The following is a 26582-nucleotide window of genomic DNA, read 5'->3' as shown; positions in this document are numbered from 1 at the left end:
AAGTGCCAATAAAAAGTGTTACCGATGTCCTTAGAAGATCTGTTACCGATGTCCTCGGATCATACCCCCAGAAGCCATGATTGTTGATCGGATTCTGCGCAATGATGGAAGTTCCTCCGGCTGGAATCTCTGTTGCCGCCGGTAGGTTTGTGGTTCCGGATACAATGCCAGCGATCAGCAGTAACGAACGAAACCATCTATTTGGCGTAGCAATCATACCGGCAAATTCTCCCCACGTGCGGCTATCGTCAGGCAAGCAATTTTTGTTTTTAATTTTTGCAAATCAACGTCCCATTCCTGAGATCGTTTGCAGCGTAGGGTGGCTTTTCTTTAAATTAATTTTTCGGCAGCAAGCTACCTCCTACAGATGGGTTTTGGTTGTTTATTGTAGGAGGTAGCTTGCTGCCGATTCGTTGGTTTTAAATCTTCCACAAATTCTCACCGTAGGACCATCCCTTGCGGACCGGCTCTTTGATCAGGTGGCTAAGTCCTGGAACATTGGTAATTTCCATTTTCTCCGCATCCCATTCAATCCTGTGCCCCTGTCTAATCGCCAGCGTACCTAATAGAATGACTTCAGTCAATGGAGCGGCGTAATCAAAATTCGCGCCCGCCCGAGGTCCTTCTCCTTTGATGTCGCGGAAGAGCTCCAACCGCGGACCTCCTTCGACTCTTGGAAGCGTTCTCTTTTTCAACACGTCCTTGTAATCATACATCCTTTCCCGTGGCCAAAGCTGCGGACTCACCGGGCGCATGTCTTCGTGGAAAACCGTTTCCTTCGAGCCCACCATATACATGCCATTGCTGGGGAGCTCTTTCATGCCCTCCAGTTTTGGGGGACGCGGGCGGCCTTCCCACCAATGCAGGGTTACGGGTGGTTTGGTTCCCCGTGCCGGGAAATGGAAGGTTACGTGGGCACCAAAGGGTGTGAATTGTTTGTTTGCGGGCTCATCGAGTTCCACATCGACAGCGGTTGGAAGGCCCAGGTCAAGGGCCCAATAAGGTGTATCTATGCAGTGACATCCGATGTCCCCGAGGCATCCCACACCGTAGTCCCACCAGGCGCGCCATTTGGTGGTGACATAATCGGTGCTGAAAGACCGCTCCCTGGTTTGCCCTTGCCAGAGATCCCAATCCACATCTTTGGGTGTTTTTTCCCGTTTGGGTGGAATACTGTCGGGCTTGATAAACCACGGTGCTCTTGGACGATCGGTCCAGCAATGCACTTCGCGGACCTCTCCGAGGACTCCGTTGTCATACCATTCCTTGATCAGGCGAGCTCCTTCGAACGTATGGCCCTGATTTCCCATGACGGTTTTTACTCCGTAGTGTCGGGCCGCTTTTTGCAAAGTGCGCAGTTGCCAGATGTCGTGAGCCAGAGGTTTTTGCACAAATACATGTTTCCCGTATTCCATGGCCGCCATCGCAATGGGGAAATGCGTGTGATCCGGTGTGGATACCTGGACCACATCAATGTCCTTATGCATTTTGTCCAACATCCGGCGAAAGTCGGTAAATTGTTTGGCCTGAGGGATCTCGGCAACGGTCTGTGCGGGATTGCGGTCTCCCCAGATCGCCTCATCCGCTCGCCAGTCTACATCACAGAGAGCCACGATATTTTCAGTAAGTCCGTCTTTTACGGCGGCATTTCCCATATGCCCAATGCCCACGCAAGCGACGTTTAATTTGCTGGCAGCTGAGGCATGGTGAGCTCCCTGAGCCAGGTAGGGAAAGGCCAGAGCTCCGGCGGTTCCAACGGCCATGTTTGATACAAAATTTCTGCGGGATATAGGGTGTTTCATAATTGATCGCGTTGATAAGGATTAAAGCTACCTCCATTCGACGATGTCAAAGATCTTAAACGATCCGGCATTATCCTGAACTTGATCATTATCTTATTCCTGATCTACTGCCCTCCTACACTTTATTTGTCCTGAAACCCAATAGGCCTCTAAATTCACCCAACCATCACATGAGTAATATGAAAGCGCTTGAGCTAGTCGAGTACGAGAAATTTGAATTTAAGGAAGTTCCCCTTCCGGAAATCGCACCCAATGAAGTACTGGTTCGCGTGGCTGCATGCGGAATATGCGGTAGCGATGTCCACGGCATGGACGGTTCAAGTGGTCGCCGAATCCCGCCTATCATCATGGGACACGAAGCGGCCGGAACGATTTCAAAACTGGGTGATGCGGTCGATGCCTCCAAATGGAGTGAAGGCGATCGGGTGACTTTCGATTCGATGATCTATTGCGGCAACTGTTATCACTGTAATCGTGGTGAAACCAACCTCTGCGACGATCGGATGGTCCTGGGTGTGTCTTGTGGTGATTATCGTCGTCATGGTGCCTTTGCGGAATACGTAACTGTTCCTAGTCACATTTTATATGCTCTTCCGGATTCGATTACTTTCGAGCAGGCTGCGATGGTTGAAGCGGTATCGGTTGCCGTACACGCCGTTGAAAGAACGCCGGTTCATTTGAATAATTCAGTAGTTGTGGTCGGCGCGGGGATGATTGGCCTCCTCTGCTTGCAGGCAGTCAAAGCTGCTGGTTGCGGAAAAACCTTTGTAGTAGATCTCGACGAATCTCGCCTCGAAGTAGCCAAACAATTTGGAGCAGATTTCTGTCTCAATCCATCCAAGGTGGATGTTATTGAAACGATTCTTGCCGAGACACACGGGAGAGGAGCCGACCTTTCGATGGAAGCGGTTGGAATAACTGCCGCGACGAAGACAGCCATCGGTTGCTTGCGAAAAGGCGGAAGCTGCACCTTGGTTGGCAATATCGCGAAGACGGTTGAGATGCCCTTGCAAGAGGTGGTTACTCGACAAATTACTCTAATTGGAACCTGCGCCTCCTCCGGTGAGTATCCTGCCTGCTTGGATCTTATGGCGAGCGGCAAGATAAACGTGGGCCCGCTCATCAGTCAGGTCCGTCCTCTCGAAGAAGGCGGTGATTGGTTTGCGCGTTTGCACAAAGGCGAAGCTGGACTGACTAAAGTTATTTTGAATCCTTAATAAGGAACCACAAAAAGCGAAAAAGGCGTAAAAATCCTGAAAGTCTCGTACCTCAATTTTATGTTTTTTGCGCTTTTTGTGGTTTCAGAAAAACATCACTCATGATTAATACCGGCATTATCGGAACAGGCAAAGTTGCCCATCTGCACGCTTTGGCCTTGCAGCGTAATCCCAACAGTAATTTCACTGCAGTTCTCGGACGCAGTCCAGATCGCACGCAAGCTTTCGCCGATCAGTATGGCGTCAAGGCTTACACCGATTTGGAAACCTACTTGTCAGAAGCAGGTGTCCAGGCATCCACGGTTTGCACGCCTCACCCTGCACACGTTGACTCCGCCGTCGCGGCGTTGGAATCGGGCATGCACCTCTTGATTGAGAAACCCTTGGCCTCCTCTTTGGAACATTGCGATGCGATGCTTGATGCCGCCAAGAAAGGAAATGCAAAGCTCGGCATGTGCTGCCAGCGCCGATTTTACGAACCGGTCATCCGGGTCAAGGAAGCAGTTGATTCCGGGAAGGTCGGCAAACCGATCCTCGGCATGGTAACCATGCTAGGTTGGCGAGACCAGAACTACTATGACTCTGATCCCTGGCGAGGTTCCTGGAGCGGAGAGGGTGGTGGAGTACTGGTAAATCAGGCGGTTCATCAACTCGACTTATTACTTTGGTTTATGGGTGAAGTCGACGAACTCTGTGGTATGTGGGGTAATCTCAATCATCCCGGAATCGAGGTCGAGGACACGGCCGTTGCATCTATCAAATTCAAGAGTGGTGCGATGGGCCACATCCTGGTAAGTAACTCTTTTAATCCCGCCTTGTTCGGCAAGGTAAGCGTGCTGGGATCCACCGGTGCCAAGGTAGGGGTGCAAACCGATGGCGGACAGATGTTCATTCCCGGTATGGCTGCCATCACCGAACCACCGCTCAACGATTTCTGGACGGTGCCCGGCGAGGAACATATGCTCGAGCAATTCAGGGCGGAAGACACCGAGCAATTTCAAAGTATCAAACCCGAAGAGCACTATCATCAGCTTCAGATCGATGATTTCATCGACGCGGTTGAAAACGACGGTGAACCCGGCACAACCGGCCAGGAAGGCCGCAACGCCGTAGAACTTTTTACCGCGATCTACCGTAGCGGCCGCGACGGCAAGTCCATAAAGTTTCCTCTCCAGTCCGAAACCGACCGCGACGACTTTGATGGGCGATTGAAAGACTAGAAAGGTAGGGCTCGATCGCCGACTGTGTCGGGTCGAAGCTTTCAGCATAGCCTGAGCGAGCCGTCGTAGAAACGGCGGTTTGGGCCTACCGCCCTACCTGTTTCAGCGAACAGAATAAGGTAAATATGCTCTAATCTCCTCTGGGATCGTATGACGGCATCGCGAGGACGCGATTTCCCTGCCATAGGTTTATCGGTAGGGCCAGAGCTTCCAGCTCTGCCGCTGAAGTATATCGTAAACATCAAAGGTGTTTCCACCATTGTTATTTCGGCTGCAGCTCACTGAGATAAACTTTCTTCTGCAAAGATACCTCTCCTGCATCGTCTCGAATCTGAAAGCGGATGACTGGGTCAAGTGCATTCCAGTCGAAATCAATGGTGCCAAAACTGGTTGTCCAATTTACCGTGCCGATGCGGTAGCGATTGGTCCAATCCTCAAGTTTCGATTTGGTCACCTGGGTGAGCCCGCTGCAGGTTAAATCGTAAAACGGATAGCCCGCACCACCATCCATCATGGAGAGTTCTCCTCGGTGGACGTCCCCGCTGACGAATAGTACGCCTGCAGCAGCCGTGTCGTAGATCAACTGGTAAAGTCGTTCCCGTTCGTGGGGAAGGTTCATCCATTTTTCCGAGTCGTGCTCTTCGGAAATGACCTGAATGCTGGACGCAATGATTCGAACGTGAGCGGGAACGCGAAGTTGTTCGCCCAACCATTTCCACTGAGCTTCTCCAAGCATGGTCACGCTCGTATCCTCACTAGGTAAGTGTACCTCTGCCAGGGACTGGTGGCTTTGGTTTTAAAGGTCCCCGGAAGTAACGGGTGTCGAGCAAGATGATTTGCACACGTTTTCCTTTTGGACCGAAGACTTTGGCGTCGTATATACCCTCACGCTGACGTCGGGCGGATTCTACCGGTTCGTTGAAAAAATCGAGAAACAGTTTTTGGGTTTCAACCTTCATGGATATTCGTTTCCTGCATCGTCTGCACCATAATCGTGATCATCCCAGGTTGCTAGAATGGGAACACTTGCACGCAGTTTTTGATATCCGGGTTTGGCCGCGAGCTGTGCGTATTTCCTCCGTATTACGTCCATGTCCTTTGAGTCACCATAAATGTTGTCACCGAGAAAAACAAACAGGTTTGGTTTGCTGGCGAGAATGGGTTCCCAAATGGGCTGAGGAAGATTTTGTTTTGCGCAGGAACCGAGGGCAATCCGCGAAAGAGTCATGTTCTCATTCGCAGTTACCATGTTTCCCAGAAGGAGACCGGCAGAACTAAGAAACAAAAGTTGGAAAGATCTAAAAAATGAGTAACTGCTCGCCTGGAAATCAGAAACTTTGAGTAAGCCTGAACTGAAAGTCAAAGCGCTTACTTTATCGTGAACCCCTCAACGAAGTCGCCCCTGAGTAGCGTCGTTCTGGGCTTTGATAACTCACCTCGTTCATTGTTATAGAGTCGTTCGGAAACGATATTCACGGCCACCTCAGCCATTTCCTCGTGACATTGGCGGTAACCTGAACAGCCGTCTGTTCGCGATGACCAATTTAGGACCATGTATCCAAAATCTTTAGGCACCTTGTAACCAAGGCTCTGAAAGTAGTCCAGAATCTGAGAGCGAAAGGCGATAATTACATCGGGATTATGTTGTCTATACCAATAATGCATGGACTCGAAATCGCTGCTTTCAAACAACAGTTCTGGTTTGGGAATCCGCAACATAGGTACCGTATTTTGCTTTTCGATCACTCTATCCTGATACTCGAGAAAGCCAGCGTTCCACATGTGGCCGCCGCGCATTTCGTTTTCCGAATCGGTTATAAATCCAATACGCCGATACCCTCTATTGGTGAGGTAGTCCAATACATCCTGCATGCATCTAAAGTTGTCGTAAAATACACTTGGGATGTTCCCTAGAGAGTCAGACACACCGATCGATGCGACGGCGAATTGGGACCAATCCAAGTCGAGGTTCATGTTGGAAAATCTCAACGGTCCGAGTACCAGTCCCGCTACTCCACGGCTCATCAATACCTGCTGAATTCGATCCCCAGAATAGTATGCTAAATCAAACTCGAGGAAATCAAAGTCGAAACCCAACTCTTCGGACCTGCGCTTTGCTCCTTGAAGAAAGCGGCTTTGAATATGCCATTCCACATGTTTGTCTTCCAGTTCTTCATCGTAGAACGTACTCAAGAAAGCGATGGTTGGCAGTGTTCCTTTTCTATTTTTCGACTGCCGGATCTTCGCCATGTTGGCTGTCACCAGGGGGTTCTGCCGGTAACCTAATTCGAGAGCGATATCCTTAATTCGCTTTTTTGTATCTTCGGGAATTCTGGGGCTGTTTCTTAAAGCAAGGGATACGGTCGCTTTGCATACGCCCGCTTCTTTGGCGATATCGGCGAACGTAGGTCGTCGTTCCGGTTCATGACTTGGGGAATTGTTCATAAAGCCAATTTTGGAAAATTGAGGTTTAGGAGAAAATCACAAAATACACCCGTGAAGAGGGCGTCAACGGCGAATGACTTGGAGATGGATTATAAAATGTTCTAATTTCTGACACCGATTTTTCTGTAGAATTACATAGGTGCGATCCGCTTAGAACCTACATTCGTTGTCAGATTAACGTGGGAGTTGAAACTCTCAAGGATCAGACGATTTTTGATGTCTGCATGAGAGGGTGAGTTCCACAGGTCGTTAAACTCCCAAGGATCCTCGTCCAAATCGTATAGCTCGCCAAGGCCAGCATCATGATAGACGCTGAGCTTATAGCGTTCATTGCGGTACATCGTAGCGAAACTCCCGGTGCCCCCGGTGAAATGCGAATCAAGGGCGTCGAAATATTCGCAACGGGCGCTCTCGCGTATTCGGTCACCAGATTCATCTCCATTCAAAATGGGTAAGAGATTTCGCCCTTGATGATAGATCGGGATTTCAATTCCAGCGATGGCTAGCAATGTGGCGGAAAGATCTACCAGTTCAACCAAGCCCGAACACTGTTTGTTTGTATTGAAGTGTTCTGGAAAAGCGAAAATCAGCGGCACCTTTACCAGCCCTTCATAAAAACGGCAGCCCTTAAACATGAGCCCATGGTCACCCAGAGTCTCTCCGTGGTCTGAAGTGAAAATGATTACGGTGTTCTCTCGCTGTCCTGTTTCGTCGAGTGTTTTTAGGATACGTGCGAGCTGATCGTCGATCTGAGCAATCATGGCGTAGTATTTCGCCTGGGCACACTTTGCCTTGTGACCTTCGGGACTTTTTACTTCACCCTGAAAATCGACGGCTTCGAGAGTCTTTTGATGTAGAATGTCACTCTCTCTAAAGTGAGGCCCGGGCATGTCTTCTGCTTTGAAACCTTGAGAGTATTTTTCAGGTGGAATAAATGGGGGGTGTGGATCGTACACATTGATGTTTAACATCCAGGGTTTTCCATGATCGCGCGTTATGTAATCGATCGCGCAATCGGAGGCCCATTTGGTTTGATGGAATTCGGGTGGTACTCGTTGTTCCGAATTGCGCATCGTATCCAGATCCTTGCCTTGAGCTCTCAACCAGTCCGCATAAGCGTGCGTTCCTTCCGGCCAATCATCGCGAGGTGCGTGCGAATGCTGCCAGTAATCGAAACCATCGTCCAACCGAGGCTCAGGTCGCCTGCCTCCGCTCACCAAATGAAATTTCCCGATCATGCCACAGGCGTATCCCGAGTTGGCGATCAGTTTAGAAATAAGCGGTGTATCTTCAGGGAAGGTGTCGTTCCCATTTCGTGTATTTCTTGCACGACTGGGATAGAGGCCGGTCATGATACTGGCCCGGCTAGGGGTGCAGATTGGGCTTTGGCAATAGGTGTTGGTGAAACTCACCCCGTTTCTCACCAGACCGTCCAGAGTCGGTGTCCGCACGTACGGATTTCCCAAGGCACCTATCGTATCAAACCGCTGTTGATCCGTGCAGTACCAGAGTATATTGGGTCTCGTCATGTGTTTATTTATTGAGGAATTATTGCCCTACGTTTGACCCCAGGACGAAGACTCAAAGCAGATTCGTTTTCAGGAAAAGGCCATGACTGGATTTGCAAAAGGCTCAACTTGTTTTGGTGAAGCCATTCGACAGTATTTTGTGAATAAGAATATATATACAATTAGGTCTGAACCATGAGAGTTATAACAAAGTCGTTCGATAGGCGGTGGTGATCCCGCAGGATTATAACAAATCAAATCTCACCGAAAAGACAGTTCGCCGGTGTTCGTTGGAATTTCCGCGGGTTCGGAAGAAGAACGTATTGCCAGCGTTTTCAACATTCACTCCAAAGGTGGTTGGTGTGTTGAAGAGGGTCGTTTCGTAACGGGCAAACAGATCATACTCCGTGTAGCCATCTTCAATGACCCACCGGTTGGGAGATGTAGGCGACTGAGGAATGGGTCCTTCCGCGATTACTATTCCACCGCCAAACCTCAGGCCTGTCAGTGGGCCTTCAGTTACTTTATAACTGGTCCAAAGCGAGTAGGAGTGAGGTGCAGCGCCTTCCAGGCCGAGGGGCGGTAACGAGGTTGGTGGCAGATCGGCATGTGCGTCCATGTAGGTGTAGGCGAAAGTGGCTTGCCAATTCTCGGTGGGGGTGAAGAAGAGTTCGACTTCTACTCCCTTGCTGACGTCATTGGTAATTTCATCGCGGTTGGCTCCAAAATCCGGATCGAAGGCGGTTTTCAGGACGTTGCTTTTGGCGATGTCAAAATACCCGATACTTCCGGATAAAATTCCCTCATAAAGATCCATTTTGATCCCAGCTTCGTAGGCTCTCCCGGTTTCAGGAGGGCGATTCTTCAAGGTGTCCGGATCAATAGCTCTATTTCCAGCGTAGGAGGTGGCGTAGTTCACGAAGCCGGCAAAATCCTCGGTGAAATTATAAACAAAACCGGCTTGTTCGGAAATGTCGTCTCCCTTAAAAGGTTCCGGAGCCTGACCACCGGCGAAGGCAGGCGTTTCCTCAACGTCGGTGAACCGAAGGCCCAATAACAGATGTGCCTGGTTGTCACCGAAGGTAATAAGATCTGAAACGTTCGCGGTAAATACATCGGAGGTTGTCAAGCCATTGGTGGTTGTGCCGGAACCGAAATCCTGGACGAAACCGAGAGGAAGAAGATTATCATTCCAGTAATCAATCCCTTCGGCGATGGCATCGGCTTCGGAGATTGAATGCGCTCTAAGAATTTCATCGGCGGTAATGGTCTGCCTGATTTGGGCACTTGGATTTTCGGCCGCCCACTTTACAATCCAGGCGCGTTCTCCTCCATTCGCGTTTCGGAGTCTATTATTGACGCTGAGGTTGTTGTCGTCGAGGAAGCGCGCTCCAAAGCTGAAGCGGTTTTTGACCTCCCCGGTATAAAATTCCTTAAAGCCCTTTAAGGAATGTACATTCGTGTTGCCGCTACTGGCATCGTATTGGAAGAAAGTATGTTCAAACCCATTATTTTGCGAAAGGAAGGTATTGAATATGCGACCGTAACCTCTACTTGCCTGGGTGGAATAGGTAAAGAGATACTGCAGGCTGAAACCTTCAAACCACATGTTTATGCCAGTCTGCAAAAAATCGTTATCTCGATTGATAAAGCTCTCCGGGACGCCCCCGGTGTAATTATGAGGCATAAAAGGACTGTTGCGACGAATCTTCTTTTCACTGATTGTCTCTACCACATCGTCGAAATCACCATCGCCATTTATGTCCTCTGGCTGAAGCTCATTGAAGATGAATGCGCTGCGGACGGACTGTGTTCCCCGGGACTCGAGTGTACTTCCAGAAAATACCAGCTCTACGTTCTCATTAAATGAATAATTTGCCATGACTCCAAGATCATGGGAATCATACCCCCCGGGGGATTTTCGCCAACCGTCGTATTCCTCGTAGGACCCGATGACTCGAATATTCAATTTGTCGTTCATAACTCCTCCCAGATTGGCGTCAAAGGAGCTTTCCAAAAAGCCAAAGGTACCTATTTTCTGCGTGAATTGGAGGTGATCCTCAGACAATGCCCGTTTGAGCATGACATTGATAAGCCCTCCGGGATCGGATTCACCGTAAAGCGCGTTGGGACCCTTCACCACTTCAATTCGGTCAACCAGATTGGTGGGTATATCCTCATTGGCCTGGATACCGTTTATCAAAATCTCGCGTGTTGTAAAACCGCGAACCGTGTAAAGGGACCGACGAGCGACGATTTCGGATCGTTGAGTTTGCCTCACTGAGGTGGTATAATCCATGGCCTCGTTAAACTTCCCCACCAGATTGTCCTCGAGAAATTCCGCTGTGATCACGTTGGTCGTAAAGGGCAAATCCCGCATGTCGGTGGCGATGCCAATCCCCGACATGGTTTGTTTGGCCTGGTAGCCATTGTCTTGCTCAACACTCACCTCGAAAGGATTTAAATCATAGACCGGTGCATTTTCATTTTGAGCAGACAGGCCAGGGATCCAGCTAAGGATTCCGCATAGAGTAACAATTAGGGAGGTATGGTATTTCGTTATTTTTAGGTTCATGATAAGGGAGATTATAGTTCTTGGTATTTGTGTAGAGTGAACCGCCCGGAGTGGAATGGATTATTGTAAATTCGGAAGAGATGCATGGTATTTGATTCCCTGGAGCATTTTTTCTTTTTGGGCGGGGTGGTAATTACCAATTAGGATTATAATATCCTAAAATAAAATGAAGTTGTTGCTAAACACGTTTAACGAATACGCGTTTGAGGATTTTCTTCCGTTTAGATTAGGGTAGCATGATTGATCCGGTGTAGTTGTCCTGGGTTAAATATTCTCAATGCATGAAGCTCTTATTTTCTATTGTCATTTCTGTCTCCACTGTTCTTTGGCTTTCATGCACCAAACCGGCCGATAATAGTTTACCGTCCTTTAGAACTGACATCACGAGGACATGGGTCGGTCCGGGTTATTGGACCAATCCCTTGATGAACTGGCAGCTGTCAGATGGGCGGATCGAGTGTACGCATGGAGGTCTGGTAAATGAGGTGCATGCATTGACTCATCAGCTTATTGAAGGGGATGGTGCGTTTCACATGCAGACCAAGACCGGCTTGATGGACAGGAAGGATATATCCACCGGGGAGGTTGTTTTTGCCGGCTTCAAATTTGGGGCGGTGGGGCACCGCAATGATTACCGTTCGAATATTTACTACGATATCGAGTCGGGCTTTGCCGAGGAACTCATGAGAGAACCGCCCTTGCAGGCAGGCATCTCTTCGGACGGCAGGTTGGTAATAAACTCCAAGTATTCAGCGGAAGTCCTAACTCCCGGGGACATAAAAGAGTGCCTTTTGAACCTTGAAGTTTCGTGCACCGGAAATGTGGTCACGATTCTTCTGACTGTGGATCGGGCCAATGGTGAAACCGCTGCCCTTGAAGCGCAAGTGGAACGCGAAGCATTGGCCGGAAACGTAGCGCTTGCCTGTCATCCGTTAATCCGGAAACCCAGGAAACGGCACGATCACAGCGATCCCGACCATGCAACGTTCTGGTTCTCGGATTGGTCGGTGAGTGGAAACAAGTTTAAGGCGAATCCTGAGCAGACCTACGGGCCTATTCTCTGGACTCAATATACGCTGCAAAACAAAGTTCTCAAGTTGATGGCCTTTTTTGTGCCCATGGAAGAAGGAGCAAGTCGGGTGGCATCCTTACAGCTAAAGTCCAAATCGGGTTGGACCACCTTGGCCGACAGCCCGATCGATCCCTTGTCTCTGACTGCGAATTTCCGAATTGAAAACTGGGATGACACCATCGATCAGGAATACCGCGTTACTTACGATTGGAAGACCAGTAAGGGAGCAACTGTAGCAACTTGGGGAGGAACCATTCGCAAAGATCCCAAAGATAAGGACGGCATCGTCCTGGCCGGCCTGACCTGTTCGCATGCCGAACTATTTCCCAACCGCTTCTTCGAGGAAAACCTTTTGGCTCAGAATCCCGATGTGCTGTATTTTGCCGGTGACCAGGTGTATGAGACCTGTGGCGGTTATGGCATTGTGGTGGCCAAAACAGAAGCGGAGGTACCGCGCGCGACTTTAAATTATTTGGGTAAATTCTGGCCTCTCGGACTCAGTTTCCGCGAATTGCTAAAAGACCGCCCAAGCGTCATGATCCCGGACGATCACGATGTGTATTCGAATGATCTTTGGGGAAAAGAGGGAGCGGCCATGCCGAAGGATGCGGCCGGTGCGGACCTGCGCTGCTTTGGCGGTTACCGGATGCATCCGGAGTGGGTCAAAATGGTGGAGCACACCCAAATGGGGCACCATCCGGATCCCTACGATCCGACGCCGCTTCAACAGGGAATCGGCGCTTATTATACGAGCCTGGATGTGGGAGGCGTCGGTTTTGCACTCATCAACGACCGCAAGTTTAAGTCGGCGCCCGGTGATGTGATCGAGGCGATGGAGCCACTTTTCCAAATACGTGGAGAACGCAACCTTCCGTTGCTTGATGAGATTCATGAGGAAGATTTCGATACCAGTACCCTGGATCGAGACGACTTACAACTGTTGGGACAACGTCAATTGGACTTTCTGCGCGAGTGGGGAGCGGATGGTAAAAAATTGCGAGCGGTGTTATCCCAATCTCCTTACTGCCAACCGCATCATTTGATGGTGGCCGACTTCGATTCCAACGGCTGGCCTCAATCGGGACGAAGGCGGGCACTGGAAGTTATTCGTGACGCCAAGGCGGTCATGATCCACGGCGATCTGCACTTCGCGACTCTGGTGCAACAGGGTATCGACGATTGGGAGGACGCCGGCTGGTCTTTTACCTTGCCCGCGCTTATTACCGGTACCCGCCGCTTGTGGGTGCCAAAAGTCGAAGGAAAAAACCGGCTGCCGGGCATGCCGGATTACACGGGCCGTTTTTTCGATGGCTGGGGAAACAAAATGACCGTTTGGGCGGCTGCCAATCCCTTTAGTTTTTTAATTGAGGACGACTATGAGGGCGAGGGAAGGGCGACCTTGGACTACCTTCGTAACAAAGGTCTCGGTTACGGCATCGTTCGTTTTAACAAGCAGGAGTCTACCGTGACCTTTGAAAGCTGGCCGGTGTATGGCAGCTTCAAGGGAATCGAGGCACATGAGCAGCATCCCGGTTTCCCTAAGACGGTAAAGATTCCGGTTGATTAATGGTGGAAAAAGCAATTAACCGCAGAGGGCGCAGAGAGCGCAGAGAACGCAGAGATATGATTTAACTACGAAACGCGCTAAATGACGCGAAAACACCAGATATTGAACAGGAGTTAGCGGAGAAAAACCTATGTTGGCAGAAACGGATAAGTTTAACCACCCGCTACGCTGGAGAATAGGGAGACACGGAGAAGAAGTAGACAAATACTGGAAGAAGCATTCCCGGGAACGCCGAGCCCCAGCTCGGCAATGTAAATCTCTGGTCCTCCGTGAACAATCAATTTGAACAGAAGTTAACAGAGAAAACAGAGAAGAATAAAACCCTCCGTTACCTCTGCTGCCTCCTGTTAAATCTTAAGTTTTGCTGGTTCGTTCCGGGCAGGTACATCCAGGTTGAACGGGAGTTGGTGATGGAGAAGATGAAAAAAGGAAACCTGTGACCCTCTTTTCGCACTTTGCAGGTTCATGCAAAAAGTACCGTTTTTGTCGGAATCCAACTTCTGCTAAACGTGTTTAGCAGGATTTTTCTTGTTTTGTTGAGAGGAATTCAGTCTCTTGGAGCCACAACGCCCCTGAAACAAGCTCCGATGTCCTTTGGAGTCCCTTTTACGAAAGGCTTCGGCCCGTTCCAAGTGGCGGTATCCAGCTTATTAACAACTTCTAAATAACAATAAAATGAACTCTATGTGTATTACCCATACTAGCAGCTATTGCTCACAACTATTCAAAGGGCTACTCTCGCTGGCCCTTTTAGTTACAGGATTCAGCAACGCGTTCGCCCAAAATGAAGACGACGAAGATGTGTTTGAACTGACTCCTTTCACCGTCGATGAATCCGAAACTCAAGGCTATCTGGCCACAAGTACCTTGGCGGGAACCCGCATTAAGACAGATCTAAGAGACTTGGGCGCGGCCATTTCGGTGGTCACTTCCGAATTTATGGATGATATCGGTGCAACGGATGCAAATACACTATTGTCCTATACGTCCAATACCGAGGTGGGTGGCTACCAAGGAAATTTCAACGGAGCGCAATCCGATAACACGAGTCGTTTTATTAACAATGATGGCCGAACCAACCCTCAGAGGAACCAGCGCATTCGAGGATTGGGTGAAGCGGATTTGACACGCGGATATTACCTGACGGACATTGGTTTCGATAGCTACAATACCGATCGCGTCACCATAAGTCGAGGACCCAACTCGCTTCTGTTCGGTATCGGAAGCCCTGGGGGAGTTATCAACAATTCCACTAAGCAGGCGATTCATGATAGAGATTTCGGAGAGCTAAAGGTCCGGTTTGATAACTACAGCAGCTGGCGAACCGAATTAGACTACAATAAGAGCATTGTGAAGGATCGCGTTGCCCTGCGTGTGGCTTTGCTTAATGAAGGCCTTAAATATAAACAGGATCCGGCGTTTGAGGATCAAACGCGCTTTTACGCTGCTCTGGATGTTGTGTTATTAAAAAACGAAGGGAGTGATTTCCTGGAGCCCACACGGTTTAGGATGAATTTCGAAGACGGTGAGCAGAGTGGATCTCCGGTAGAAGTTATTCCTCCCACCGTTGCCTATGACAATTGGTTTGAGCCTCTTTCACCTTCCATTCAACAGTACACGGGATCGAAACCTACGGCAGCAGTATTATCTCCGAGCGATGGGGGAACCTGGGAGTTTCAAGCTCTGCATGACGATCCACTGGGAACCCAGGCAAATGAGTCTAAAGTACACACCAATGTACATCCCAGCAATTTCCGTCACGTGGGGATTTATTACCCAGGAAAAGGCGCTCCGGCGAGTGTGGGCTTACCCGGTTCCAATATCCAGGGCTACACGTCCCTGATTCCCTGGAGAACCAATCTTGATACCTTGGCCAGTACCGGATTGGCTGGAAGTCCGGTAGCGGCTGGTTTGCCCGATGATAGTCCTGTGGGCAATTACCGGGAATTTGCTACCAACAGTCCCTACTCCGAACCCTTCGCCATAGGTTTTGCCGCACATACCTTGCAAAATCCCGAGGTGTTCGATTATCGAAATCACATGTATAGTAACGGATACGACTTAGTGGAACGTGAATTTGACGCGGTCAATTTCGCATTGGAACAGAACTTCTTCGATAACAGGGCGGGTATTGAAATCGCCTATGACCAACAACATTACCAAACTTATCAGGATTATATCTTTTCGGGTGGGACGGCCCAAAGCACTACTGGACCCTACGACATTTACATCATGAATTCCGTCTATCTGCCGAATGGACAGCTCAATCCGAATTTGGGCCGGGCTTTCACACGATCAGGTGGCCCTAGGCAGCAATTTAACGAGATTGACCGCGAAACGTTTCGAGTAACGGCGTTTGCCAAATTGGATTTTACGGAAAAGGACGGTTTTATGAAATGGTTGGGCCGTCATACCTTTACTGGTCTTTATAACGACCATACGACGGATCGTCATTCGGTGACAACTGCCGACGGTACTGGCAGTAACGAGTTTAACATCACTTCGGCGATGGAAGACCCGCAAGGCATAGGCCGCCGGAATCTGAACCTCACGGTTTTTACCAGCGATAACCTTCTCGGAGTCCAGTCGATGGACGATGTTCGTATTTATCCCATCGATTACGGTCCAAGATATCAACCTGGAGATGAATATAATTACTTGTATGTGGATACCACTCCCGCCAACTCTCCCTGGGCTGCCGGGGGAGTTGCTGGCGACCGGACGCTTAGGCAAGGCAAACTTTTCATGGAACGTTGGTTGCAGAGCGAAGGCATCAGTCAAAACAACATCGAGGCCAAAGCGATTTCCTGGCAAAGTTATTTTCTCAATGACCACCTCGTCGGCCTCTATGGCTGGCGCGAAGATGACACGAAGAGTTTTGCCCGGGCGAATGCTACAGAAGCTGGAGTGCCGGATAGATTAACTGATCTGACTTGGAATCCAGAAGCTAACAAGCTGTCAAAGACGCCTTCGTTGGAGGAAACAGGAGATACCACCACCTGGAGCGTGGTGGGCCGTTATCCCGAAGTGCTTTTTGGTGATCTTCCATTCGGAATGGATATTCAAGCACACTATGCCGAATCGGAAAATTTTAATCCAATCGGTCTTCGCAACGATGCGTTGGGTGCGGCCATCGGCCAACCTACCGGTACCACGGAGGAATATGGATTTACGATCAATTTGGCAGATAATAAGTATTCGATAAAATTTAATTGGTTTGAGACTCAATTGGCAAACGTCAATACCGAACCAAACCTCACCACGAATATCGCCAATGGGGTTGTTGGTAGAATTAATGATTACCGGGAATCTGAAATGCGCGGCACTCCCTTTACCGATCTTCTCGGCTGGGTGCAAGGCGACATCGCGAACTTCCCCATCAAGACCTTTGATCAATTTTATACCGCATCCCTGGCAACGATTCCCTCCACGCTGTCGGCCGTCGTAAATCCAAGGCAGGTAGATCTCAATGGAGATGGCGTATGGGATCAATACCAGGTCGATCCTATCCCAAATCTTCGGTCTACGCAGGATCGCCTGGCTGAAGGATTCGAAGTGGAAATGGTTGCAAACCCAACCTCGTCCTGGCGGTTGATGCTGAATATAAGTAAGCAGGAAACCGTCCAGACCAACACAGCAAATGTGTTGGCAGGGCTAGCGGAAGAATTTGTATCGAAGGTCCTGTCGACGCGGCTTGGAGAAACCGAGGATGATGGACTCTTGGAGCGTGCTGCTAAACCGTACAGCGAACCGTTGGTTGGAAGTCTGCTCGCTCCTATTCGCTCCGCAAAAGCTTTGGACAACACGGTATCCAATGAACAGCGTCTATGGCGCGTTACGGGTGTCAGCAACTACCAGTTCGAGGAAGGCCGCCTGGCCGGTTTCGGAATCGGTGCGGCCATTCGTTGGGAAGATAAAGCCGCCACCGGCTATGTGTTCTTCCTGGATGAGGAAACCGGGGTTCCTGTACCCGACGTAAGCCGACCCTATTTTGACGATGGATTGTTCAGTGGAGATGCCTGGATATCGTACAGAAAACAACTGACTGACAAAATCGATTGGTCGGTCCAGTTGAACGTCAGAAACCTGGTAGGCGAAAGCAACGATATCCCTGTCAAAACCAATCCCGATGGGCAAGTGGCGGTCATCCGGATTCCCAATCCCCGGACGATATACCTGTCGAATTCATTTAAGTTCTGAAGCGTTAAGCGCTACCGGACTGTTACCCCGCCGCTTACTGCGATTTTTTAATCAATTAAATATTTATCTCAAATTCCCCGCTGCGCTTGCAGCGGGGATATGAAATAGCTTATGCGGACGCGTAGCCATTGGTTGTCATACACCTTGTTCTCAAATCGCCTTTCGTTGGCTTTGTTTGGTTTCGCTATGCTTTCTAGTTTTGCTTGGGCTGGAACCATCGATTTCAATCGCGATATTCGGCCAATTCTTTCCGATAAGTGTTACAAATGCCACGGTCCGGACGAAAACACCCGTGAGGCCGATTTGCGCCTGGATACCAAGGAAGGAGCCTTCGGTGATTTAGGTGGCGGTTATTTTCCGATTGTTCCTGGAAAACCGGATGAAAGCGAGCTGGTGTGGCATATCAATGCGGAAGATGAGGACGACATCATGCCGCCGCCCGATTCCGGGTTGACTTTGACCGCCGAGCAAAAGCGTTTGTTGAGCCAGTGGATTGAAGAGGGAGCGGAATGGAAGACCCACTGGTCTTACGAGCCGGTAGCGCGGCCTGAGTTGCCCAAAGTTTCGAATCCAGGTTGGGTTCGAAACGGAATTGATCGATTTATTCTTTCCCGATTGGATCTGGAAGGTTTAAAGCCTTCCATCGAAGCAGACCGAGTCACATTGGTCAGACGCTTAAGCTTTGACCTGACGGGATTACCGCCGACCTCGGCCGAGGTGGATGCTTTCCTGAAGGACGAATCGCCTGATGCATACGATCAATTGGTGAATCGTTTGCTTAATTCGCCCCGTTATGGCGAAGCGATGGCTTTGCCTTGGCTCGAAGCAGCCCGGTATGCGGATACTGATGGATACCAAAACGATGGCCCGCGTTTTATGTGGCGTTGGCGGGACTGGGTGATCGAGGCCTACAATCGAAACCTGTCTTTCGATCAGTTCACGATCGAGCAGCTTGCAGGGGACCTATTAGAAAATCCCACTCTCGATCAAGTGATAGCCACTGGATTCAATCGCAATCATCGCTACAATTCCGAAGAAGGTATCGTATTGGAGGAATTTTTACTCGAAAACGCGGTGGATCGCGTTGATACAACCTCGACGGTTTGGATGGGTTTGACGATGGGTTGTGCTCGGTGTCACGACCACAAATACGATCCGATTTCCACTAAAGAATACTATCAGCTCCTCTCTATTTTCGACAATGTACCGGAATCGGGTCGAGCGGTGAAGTATGGTAATTCCGAGCCGTACGTACCCGCTCCGACAAGGGAACAGGCGGTTGAGCTTTACGAGTACGACAAGCGGCTTATCGCTGCGCAAGAGAAACTGGATTCCGCTTCGGATATGATCGCCAACGGTATAAATGGCTGGGAAGCTCGAGGTCCGTTGGAGCTGGACGAATCTGCGCTTGTAGCTCGTGGGTTGACCGACTATTTTTCGTTGGAAAGCGACGACTCCCGAACCGAGACGGATTCGCCCAATCCGGAATACCAAGAGGGGGTACGAGGTAATTCCGCTTCGTTTGATGGGGAAGGCCGGCTTGCCCTCGATATCAAAGCTAATTTCTTTGCCCACAAACGGTTTAGCCTCGCTTTCTGGTTGAATCCCAAAGATACCTCCAGCGGTGTTATATTTTCCAAGCAGGAACCGTCTTTGTTGCGTTCGGGATTGAATGTTGAATTGAAGGAAGGTCGCTTACAATTTTATATTATTACTTCCTGGATCGCCGGAGTAGGTGCGATTGAAACAGTCGAATCTCTGAAAACGGATCAATGGCGACACGTAACTCTAACAAACGACGGTTCTCTAAGTGCCGCTGGAATGCGAATTCTGATTGATGGGAAAGCCGTTAAAACACGGATGTTGTACAATACGAATTCCAATATTGTGGAAACTTCAAAAGATGTTCCACTGCGAGTTGGAGGCGGCGTAGTTGGTTCTCGCTTCAAGGGGCAGGTCGATGAAGTGAGAACGTATGATCGAACCCTTTGGCAGGATGAAGCGATGATCCTTGCGGAGCCGGCGAGCTTGGAAGATATCGCGCAAATGGATCCTTCCGCCCGGAGCCCTTCCGTCCAAGCCAAATGGAAAACGTATTATTTAGAGAACACTGCGCCAGAACCACTCAAGAAGCTGGGCGCAGACTTCTTTGCGGCTCGGATGGAGCGTCTGGAATTTCACGATGCGCTTCCCACGGCGATGGTCATGCAGGAAATGAATCCGCCGCGCCCGACGCATGTGCGAGTGAGAGGCGTCTACGACCAACTTGGTGAGCAGGTCGAGCATAAGCTCCCCGGCGTTTTTCCCGATTTCCCTAGCGGAGCGTCGCATGATCGATTGGGTTTCGCGCAATGGCTTGTCAGTGGAAAGCATCCATTGACTGCAAGAGTGGCAGTGAATCGGTATTGGCTGAAATACTTCGGACGTGGGATAGTAAAGACGGCCGAGGATTTCGGGGTGCAGGGGGATTGGCCGAGCCACCCGGGATTGCTTGATTGGTTGGCGGATGAATTCGTCCGAACAGGTTGGGATATAAAGGCGATGCAGAAGCTGATAGTCAGCAGCGCGACCTATCGCCAGCAGTCGCGGGTGACGCCGGAACTGCTGGAACGCGATTCCGAAAATATACTGCTCGCCAGAGGGCCTCGGCAGAGGCTTTCCGCCCACGCCTATCGCGATCAAGCACTAGCCGTGAGCGGGTTGTTAGTGGAGCGGCTTGGTGGTCCATCGGTTAGCCCTTACCAGCCTGAAAAACTATGGGAATTGATGAGCAATATGGTATACACCCAGTCCAAGGGAGAAGATTTGTATCGTCGCAGCTTGTACACGATTTGGAAACGGACCATTCCGCCGCCCACTATGGTTCTGATGGATGCAGCCGATAGGGAGTCCTGCATCGTCAGCTCGAAACGTACCAATACCCCGTTACAAGCGCTTACGTTGCTCAACGAAAAGACTTTTGTTGAAGCGGCCCGCAATCTCGGCCAACGTATATTGCTCGAGGGAGGCGATACAGCTGCCGAGCGAATCGCGTTCGGTTTTAATGCGACCACTTTTCGACGGCCTAACATTAAGGAAGGTGTCTTGCTCGAAAGGGCGTACCAGAATTATCGAAGCGAGTTTGAAAACGATCTTGTCGGAGCGGAACGATTGATTGCGGTGGGGGAATCGAGAGCGAGCGAATCTCTCGATCCCCGCGAATTGGCAGCGGCGACGGCATTGGCGAATGTCCTGCTTAATTTGGATGAAGTAATAACAAAGGAATAAACAAAATGGCTATTTACGAAGAAGGTTGCAGTGGATATAATGAGATACATGGAAATCCGTTGGCCATGACTCGTCGCTATTTTCTAGGTAAAGCGGCGAAAGGTCTTGGTGGCATAGCTTTAGGGTCGCTGCTCAATGAGCATCTGTATTCCCAGTCGAATTCGATCGCCGGTCTCTCCCAGTTTCCCAATTTCACTCCTAAGGCAAAACGGGTTATTTATCTCTTCCAGTCCGGAGGTCCTCCTCAGATGGATCTTTTCGACTACAAGCCATTTCTCGATAAGGTCCACAATCAGGAAGTGCCCGATTCTGTATTCAATGGGCAACGACTTACTGGTATGACCGCTGGTCAAAGTTCTTTTCCTGTAGCTCGATCGATCTTCAATTTTGAGCGGACAGGCAAGAGTGGGATGTGGCTGAATACGGATGTGATGCCCCATTTCGCAGACGTTATGGATGAAGTTTGCCTTATCAAGTCTATGCATACCGAGGCGATTAACCACGACCCGGCGATCACTTTCTTTCAGACTGGTTTTCAGATCGCAGGCCGCCCTAGCATTGGAGCCTGGTTGTCCTATGGCTTGGGGAGTATGAACGAAAATTTGCCTGCATTCGTAGCAATGGTGTCTAACGGCACTGGGCGACCAGCAGGACAGCCGTTATACGATCGTCTTTGGGGTGCGGGATTTCTTCCATCCAAGAACCAAGGGGTGAAATTTGGTGGAGGCAATGAGCCGGTCTTGTATTTAAATAACCCTGATGGAATGAGTTCCAAGCTGCGGCGCAAGACGCTCGATGATATCGCGGCGATGAACGAGTTGAAGTTTGACGACTATGGCGATCCCGAGATCGAGACGCGCATCTCCCAGTATGAAATGGCTTTCCGCATGCAAACCTCCGTTCCCGAGCTAACCAATGTGTCCGACGAGCCGGAAAGCACCTTCGATCTTTATGGAGAAGATGCGAAGCAACCAGGTACCTATGCCAACAACTGCTTGTTGGCTCGTCGATTGTCGGAACGTGGCGTTCGCTTTGTTCAGCTCTTCCATCGTGGTTGGGATTCCCATAAAGATCTTCCCGGAAATGTGAAACGTCAGTGTCTGGATACCGACCAAGCGACGGCTGGATTGCTCAAGGACCTGAAACGTCGCGGCATGCTCGACGATACCTTGGTCATTTGGGGCGGTGAATTCGGTCGCACAGTTTATTGCCAGGGCGAAATGACGGCAGAGGATTACGGCCGGGATCACCATCCCCGTTGCTTTTCAATGTGGCTGGCTGGCGGAGGCGTAAAAGCCGGGATTAGTTATGGAGAGACTGACGAATTCAGTTATAATATCACCGCCGATCCAGTCAGCGTTCACGACCTCCACGCCACCATCCTCCATCTCCTCGGTGTAAACCACAAAAAACTTACTTACAAATTCCAAGGCCGCCACTACCGTCTGACAGACGTACACGGGGAGGTTGTTAAGGATTTAATCGCGTAACCGGCTCGGACAAATCCGCAAGCCGAAGCGATGAAGCAGATGATATTCGAAGTGAATAAGGGTGTTGCTCAGATTGGCGGCAAGGTCGTGGAAATAGGCTTCAATAATGGAGAAAATGGGGACCAGAAAAACAGGTTGTGCTTTCCCTCGTAATTAATCCACGTTAAGGTCTATTAGAATGAAACTCAAATCAGCCTATTTATTGCTTCTTCTCTTTTCGACCCCTCGCTTGGGAATGGCAGCGAATCTCGACAGACAAGCGATTGAGAAAGAAGTTTTTGAGGTGCTGGACCAATTTTTGATAAGCTTTAGTGCCAAGGACCCGGTTGCGCATGTGAGTACTCTCCACTTTCCGCATTTTCGATTGGCAGGTGCATCTATGACTATTTGGGAAACCAAGGAAGTGGGAATAACAGCGAACAAAAGTACATTGGAAAACCTTTCTTCTACTGGATGGGACAAAAGTATATGGGTTCACCGGGAAATTATTAGCCTGAGTGAGGACAAAGTTCACGTAAACACCCGGTTTCGTCATCTGAGAAAAGATGGCTCCGAAATAAGATCCGCAGACTCTTTGTGTGTGTTGATAAAAAGGGACGGACGATGGGGCGTTCTTTTGAGATCGAGCTTTCGTTGATGAAAATACGGAGACGAATCTTAGGGAGTTACCGGTAAATCTAAACTCAGGACGCCTATCCCCTCGTTCATCTTTATTGAAGCATTTAAACACTTAGATTCATGGAAATAAAAACTACAAATTCCCTTTGCGCCATTCTGTCGGCGGCTTGGCTTGCATTCGCAACACAAGTCTTTCCCGCCGATTCTCCGTTCTTGGTAAAAACCGTGAAAGACAATGTGACCGGACGGACTGTGCAATGGTATCAGAGTTCTCAACACGAAAATCATTATTATTACTGTGTGAACCCCTGGGATCAATCTGAAGAACACCTGACGTTTTTCCAATTCGATAAATCAGTGACCCAGATGGATGCCAGTCATGCATTTCCGGGATCTCTCTGGATCATGAATTCTGATGGAAGTGGCCGGAGGATGCTTGCCGACGGTCTGTTTGGCCATTCACACACCGGTATTCAGCAGAATTGGGGATACGGTGGAAAAACAGTCATCTTTTCAGATAATTCAGATGGCAGACGGGGTATTGGTCTCATCAACGTGGAAACTGGCTCACGAGAGTTTATTGAAACTTCCTACAGTTCGGCGCGTGTGAGTCCGGATTTCACAAAGTTATCCTGCGTTGGAAGTAAGGAATGGGGGATTATGGATATGCAGACCCGAGAATTCACTCAGCTAGTAAGTTTAGAGCGAGTTCTGGCCCTGTCTCCAAACAAGCAATTGGCAAAAAATAAGCCATCGCATTTGCAAAATACCCGATTCAGTCCTGACGGAAAAAAGTGCATGCTAGTCCACCGCACCAGCGAAACATACCCAACTCTGGTTGAAGTTTATGTTTACGATTTCAATACCGGTGGCCTCTCATTTATTGCATCCGACCTCCACCATCCAACCTGGCGTCCAGACGGTAAGGTAATATTGTTTGTCCGTCGAGAGCCTCATACGAATACGCAGACCCTGTGGGAAGTCGATGTCGAGACTACCGAAGAACGGTGTGTATTCACAGATCACGTTCCAGCCGGACATCCATCCTATCACCCATTGAAACCACACCTTGTAATCACCGACTGTTTCGGCGGCGAGTTCGGATACGGAATTGCTGTTATCAATTTGAAAACGAAAGAGCAAAAGCAATTGGTCACCATTCCTCTCGGTATCGAGCCACCAAAGCTGGCTGACCCTCGTTTCCCTTTCCGGAACTGGCATATATGGATGCCGGCGAGAAAGTATTTAAACGAACCCAGACCGGTCTTTAATAAAGATGGTACTAAGGTGTTGTATACCTCTGAGGAGAGCGGACGTTTTAATCTCTATGTTGTTGATACATCGGATCTATAACACGGACTCATTATGATGATAGTCTCTACAGCGGTGAACTCTGGGTTAGTTATGGTAAAAAGTCCTAGTATTGTAATCTCTTGTTATGTACCCCAAACCCGAACAACTCTAAACCTTTTTGAGGCTCGTTTCTTCCTTGGTTTGAGTCTCTGTAACTGTTAGCTTCGGCAAATTCCCTATTTTCTAAAAAATGACTTCAAAGTTATCCCCCTATCCCCTGGTTCCCACAATTTTGTTGGCAGTGTCTTGCCTGAGTTCTGGTCAGACTTCCAGACTGGAAAGTTCCGGCCTGCAAGTCCTCCACTGCGACACCCGGGTGGAGCCCCCTGCTTGGGCACTGCTGGAACGAAAAGTCATCGATTCACTCAACCGGGCCGGCGTTGAATTTTACAACACCTACGTGGAAGATGACGGCACGGTGACTTTCAAGGAACGTTATGAAGGAGGCATGAATTCATCGGACGACCTCTACGAGGCCTTTCGCGGATTTTCTCTCCACACCGCACTCGGCGGGTCCGATGAACTCGACAAACTGCACCGCCAGGTCTGGGAAGGAATCACCCGCCAGTTCACCCGCTATGGACAGATCTACCGGGAATTCGATTCCAACTGGGACTGGATGCACCACGGAGAGGGCTATGTCTCCTTTTACCCCCTGGGAATGATCGAGCCCCACGATCCGGTGTTTCGCGACCGGGCCATCCGTTTTGCCGCGATGTATATCGGGGACGACCCGGAGGCGCCAAACTGGGATCCGGAGAAGAAAATGATGCGTGCGGTCATGAACGGTAGCCGGGGTCCCAAGATGGAGTGGGTCAAACGGGATTGGATACCCACCAATGCCAATCTGGTCTACTACCCACTTCCTTTTCAGGATATTCCGGGTGTGGATACTTCATCCGCCTGGATCAACGACCACCCGGACAACGACCTGTTCGCCAAACTGGTGAAGACGATGAGCGACCGGATGGCCAAAGGCGACGTTCCCATCAACCTGACCTCTACCGCCCTCATCGCCAGCGCCTACCTCTACACCGGTGAGGAACGTTACGTGCAATGGGTCGAGGATTACGTGGGGACCTGGGAGAAACTGACCCGGCAGAACAACGGCATCACTCCGGATAACGTGGGTCTCTCCGGGAAGATCGGCGAATATACCGGGGGCAAATGGTGGGGCGGCTATTATGGTTGGGTCTGGCCCCGTGGCGGTACCGACATCGTCCTGGCCGAACTTACGGCGGCCAAGGTGGCCACTTTGTTGACCGGAGAATCCCGCTGGATGAATCTGCCCCGCAGCCAGATGACCGTCTTGCGCGAACAGGGGAAAATCCACGCAGGTACGACGCTAGATCCGGGTGATGTGCGGAAAAACACCTCGAGTGATGAGATGGTGGATACGATCGTGGACGGGACGCCGGTTATTCCGAGGCGTCATGATGAGCGCGGCTGGTATGATTTCATTCCAGAGCCGGCTTACCCTTACCTGAATCTCTGGTTTGTATCCCAGAACGAAAACGATTGGCAGCAAATCGAGCGCCTGGCGGAAGCTCAAAAGCAAACTTCGGGAAAACTATCCGATCCGGACCTTCAATGGGCCTATTTCGTCAAAGGACGTAACCCGGATTTTGCCGAGCGGGCGTTCCGCCGTGACCTTAAAACCATAGCCAGGAAAGTTGAACTCATTCAAAATGAACATGGGGATTCGGAAACCTGGGTCGATAACAAGTGGATTAATATGGATCCCATGGAGATGGAAAACCTGACCCGGCTCTCCGTGGGAGGGATTCCCATCCATGTGCGTGGTGAGATGTTGCACTCTCAGGTACGTTATTTTGATGGTGAGCGGCGGCGGTCGGGACTCCCTCCCGATGTGGCGGCGATGGTTAGCGGGATCGAGCGTGACTGGATTGAAGTTGAGGTCGTGAACCTCAATCTCTTTGAGCCCAGGCAGCTGATCATCCAGGGCGGCGCCTATGGGGAACACCATTTTCTTTCGGTCGATTTCAAGCAGGCATCCGCCGAACAGCCGGTTGGCAGGACGGTAAAGGCCTCAGCATTTGCCCTCGATCTTTCGCCCGGTGCGGGATCGACCTTAAAAATTCACCTCGAGCGTTACTCGAATCAACCCAGTTACGAATACCCATGGGACCGTTAATTCAAAATTCTTACCAAATGAATTCACAATTAAACTGTAGGAGCGGGTTTATCCCGCGATCGTTTTGTGCGGCCTCGACACAATCGCGGGATA

General features: G+C 49.9%; 17 protein-coding genes. 9 read left to right on the top strand and 8 right to left on the bottom strand.

Annotation, left to right across the window (positions count from 1 at the left end):
• A partial coding sequence (locus tag O3C43_17980) for a hypothetical protein (GenBank protein ID MDA1068381.1) occupies positions 1-256 on the bottom strand: 256 nt, incomplete at its 3' end.
• 163 nt (positions 257-419) lie between these two features.
• Positions 420-1802 carry a Gfo/Idh/MocA family oxidoreductase gene (locus O3C43_17975; protein ID MDA1068380.1) on the bottom strand — a complete coding sequence of 461 codons (1383 nt, stop codon included), beginning with the start codon at positions 1800-1802 and terminating at the stop codon, positions 420-422.
• Positions 1803-1981: 179 nt separating this feature from the next.
• Here O3C43_17975 and O3C43_17970 point away from each other — a divergent pair, with 179 nt between their 5' ends.
• Positions 1982-3019 (top strand): galactitol-1-phosphate 5-dehydrogenase, encoded by a 1038-nt coding sequence (locus O3C43_17970; protein ID MDA1068379.1) that lies wholly within the window; start codon positions 1982-1984, stop codon positions 3017-3019.
• 101 nt (positions 3020-3120) lie between these two features.
• Entirely contained in the window at positions 3121-4239 is a 1119-nt protein-coding gene (locus O3C43_17965) for a Gfo/Idh/MocA family oxidoreductase (protein ID MDA1068378.1), read from the top strand.
• A gap of 262 nt (positions 4240-4501) precedes the next feature.
• On the opposite strand, the gene O3C43_17960 is transcribed toward O3C43_17965, so the two are convergent.
• The 6 genes from O3C43_17960 to O3C43_17935 form a co-directional block, all read right to left on the bottom strand.
• On the bottom strand, positions 4502-5017 hold the full coding sequence (locus tag O3C43_17960) for an alkaline phosphatase D family protein (GenBank protein ID MDA1068377.1): 516 nt from the start codon (positions 5015-5017) through the stop codon (positions 4502-4504).
• Positions 4995-5198 (bottom strand): hypothetical protein, encoded by a 204-nt coding sequence (locus O3C43_17955; protein MDA1068376.1) that lies wholly within the window; start codon positions 5196-5198, stop codon positions 4995-4997. Before O3C43_17955 ends, O3C43_17960 begins: the two co-directional genes overlap by 23 nt.
• Positions 5195-5524: a hypothetical protein gene (locus tag O3C43_17950; GenBank protein MDA1068375.1), complete on the bottom strand. Its 330-nt coding sequence runs from the start codon at positions 5522-5524 to the stop codon at positions 5195-5197. Before O3C43_17950 ends, O3C43_17955 begins: the two co-directional genes overlap by 4 nt.
• A gap of 83 nt (positions 5525-5607) precedes the next feature.
• Positions 5608-6684, bottom strand: a complete 1077-nt coding sequence (locus O3C43_17945; GenBank protein MDA1068374.1) for a LacI family DNA-binding transcriptional regulator — start codon at positions 6682-6684, stop codon at positions 5608-5610.
• A gap of 131 nt (positions 6685-6815) precedes the next feature.
• The gene (locus tag O3C43_17940) at positions 6816-8213 is read right to left on the bottom strand and encodes a sulfatase-like hydrolase/transferase (GenBank protein ID MDA1068373.1); all 1398 of its coding nucleotides are present in this window, start codon (positions 8211-8213) and stop codon (positions 6816-6818) included.
• Positions 8214-8436: 223 nt separating this feature from the next.
• On the bottom strand, positions 8437-10767 hold the full coding sequence (locus tag O3C43_17935) for a TonB-dependent receptor (GenBank protein MDA1068372.1): 2331 nt from the start codon (positions 10765-10767) through the stop codon (positions 8437-8439).
• Positions 10768-11048: 281 nt separating this feature from the next.
• Between O3C43_17935 and O3C43_17930 the strand changes: the two genes are divergently transcribed.
• From O3C43_17930 to O3C43_17900, 7 genes are all read left to right on the top strand, one after another.
• Positions 11049-13406, top strand: a complete 2358-nt coding sequence (locus O3C43_17930; GenBank protein MDA1068371.1) for an alkaline phosphatase D family protein — start codon at positions 11049-11051, stop codon at positions 13404-13406.
• 675 nt (positions 13407-14081) lie between these two features.
• Positions 14082-17606, top strand: a complete 3525-nt coding sequence (locus O3C43_17925) for a TonB-dependent receptor plug domain-containing protein (protein ID MDA1068370.1) — start codon at positions 14082-14084, stop codon at positions 17604-17606.
• 111 nt (positions 17607-17717) lie between these two features.
• Positions 17718-20873: a DUF1553 domain-containing protein gene (locus tag O3C43_17920; protein ID MDA1068369.1), complete on the top strand. Its 3156-nt coding sequence runs from the start codon at positions 17718-17720 to the stop codon at positions 20871-20873.
• A 5-nt stretch (positions 20874-20878) separates the two neighbouring features.
• Positions 20879-22363: a DUF1501 domain-containing protein gene (locus O3C43_17915; protein ID MDA1068368.1), complete on the top strand. Its 1485-nt coding sequence runs from the start codon at positions 20879-20881 to the stop codon at positions 22361-22363.
• A 178-nt stretch (positions 22364-22541) separates the two neighbouring features.
• Positions 22542-23000 (top strand): hypothetical protein, encoded by a 459-nt coding sequence (locus tag O3C43_17910; GenBank protein MDA1068367.1) that lies wholly within the window; start codon positions 22542-22544, stop codon positions 22998-23000.
• A 101-nt stretch (positions 23001-23101) separates the two neighbouring features.
• A complete protein-coding gene (locus O3C43_17905; GenBank protein MDA1068366.1) occupies positions 23102-24334 on the top strand; it encodes a hypothetical protein in 1233 nt (410 codons plus the stop codon).
• A 190-nt stretch (positions 24335-24524) separates the two neighbouring features.
• Positions 24525-26489: a hypothetical protein gene (locus tag O3C43_17900; GenBank protein MDA1068365.1), complete on the top strand. Its 1965-nt coding sequence runs from the start codon at positions 24525-24527 to the stop codon at positions 26487-26489.
• Positions 26490-26582 lie beyond the last annotated feature (93 nt).

Source organism: Verrucomicrobiota bacterium (genome assembly GCA_027622555.1).
Lineage (GTDB): Bacteria > Verrucomicrobiota > Verrucomicrobiia > Opitutales > UBA2995 > UBA2995.
Note: the sequence above shows the minus strand (reverse complement) of the source record. Positions and strands in the feature narration are given on the sequence as shown.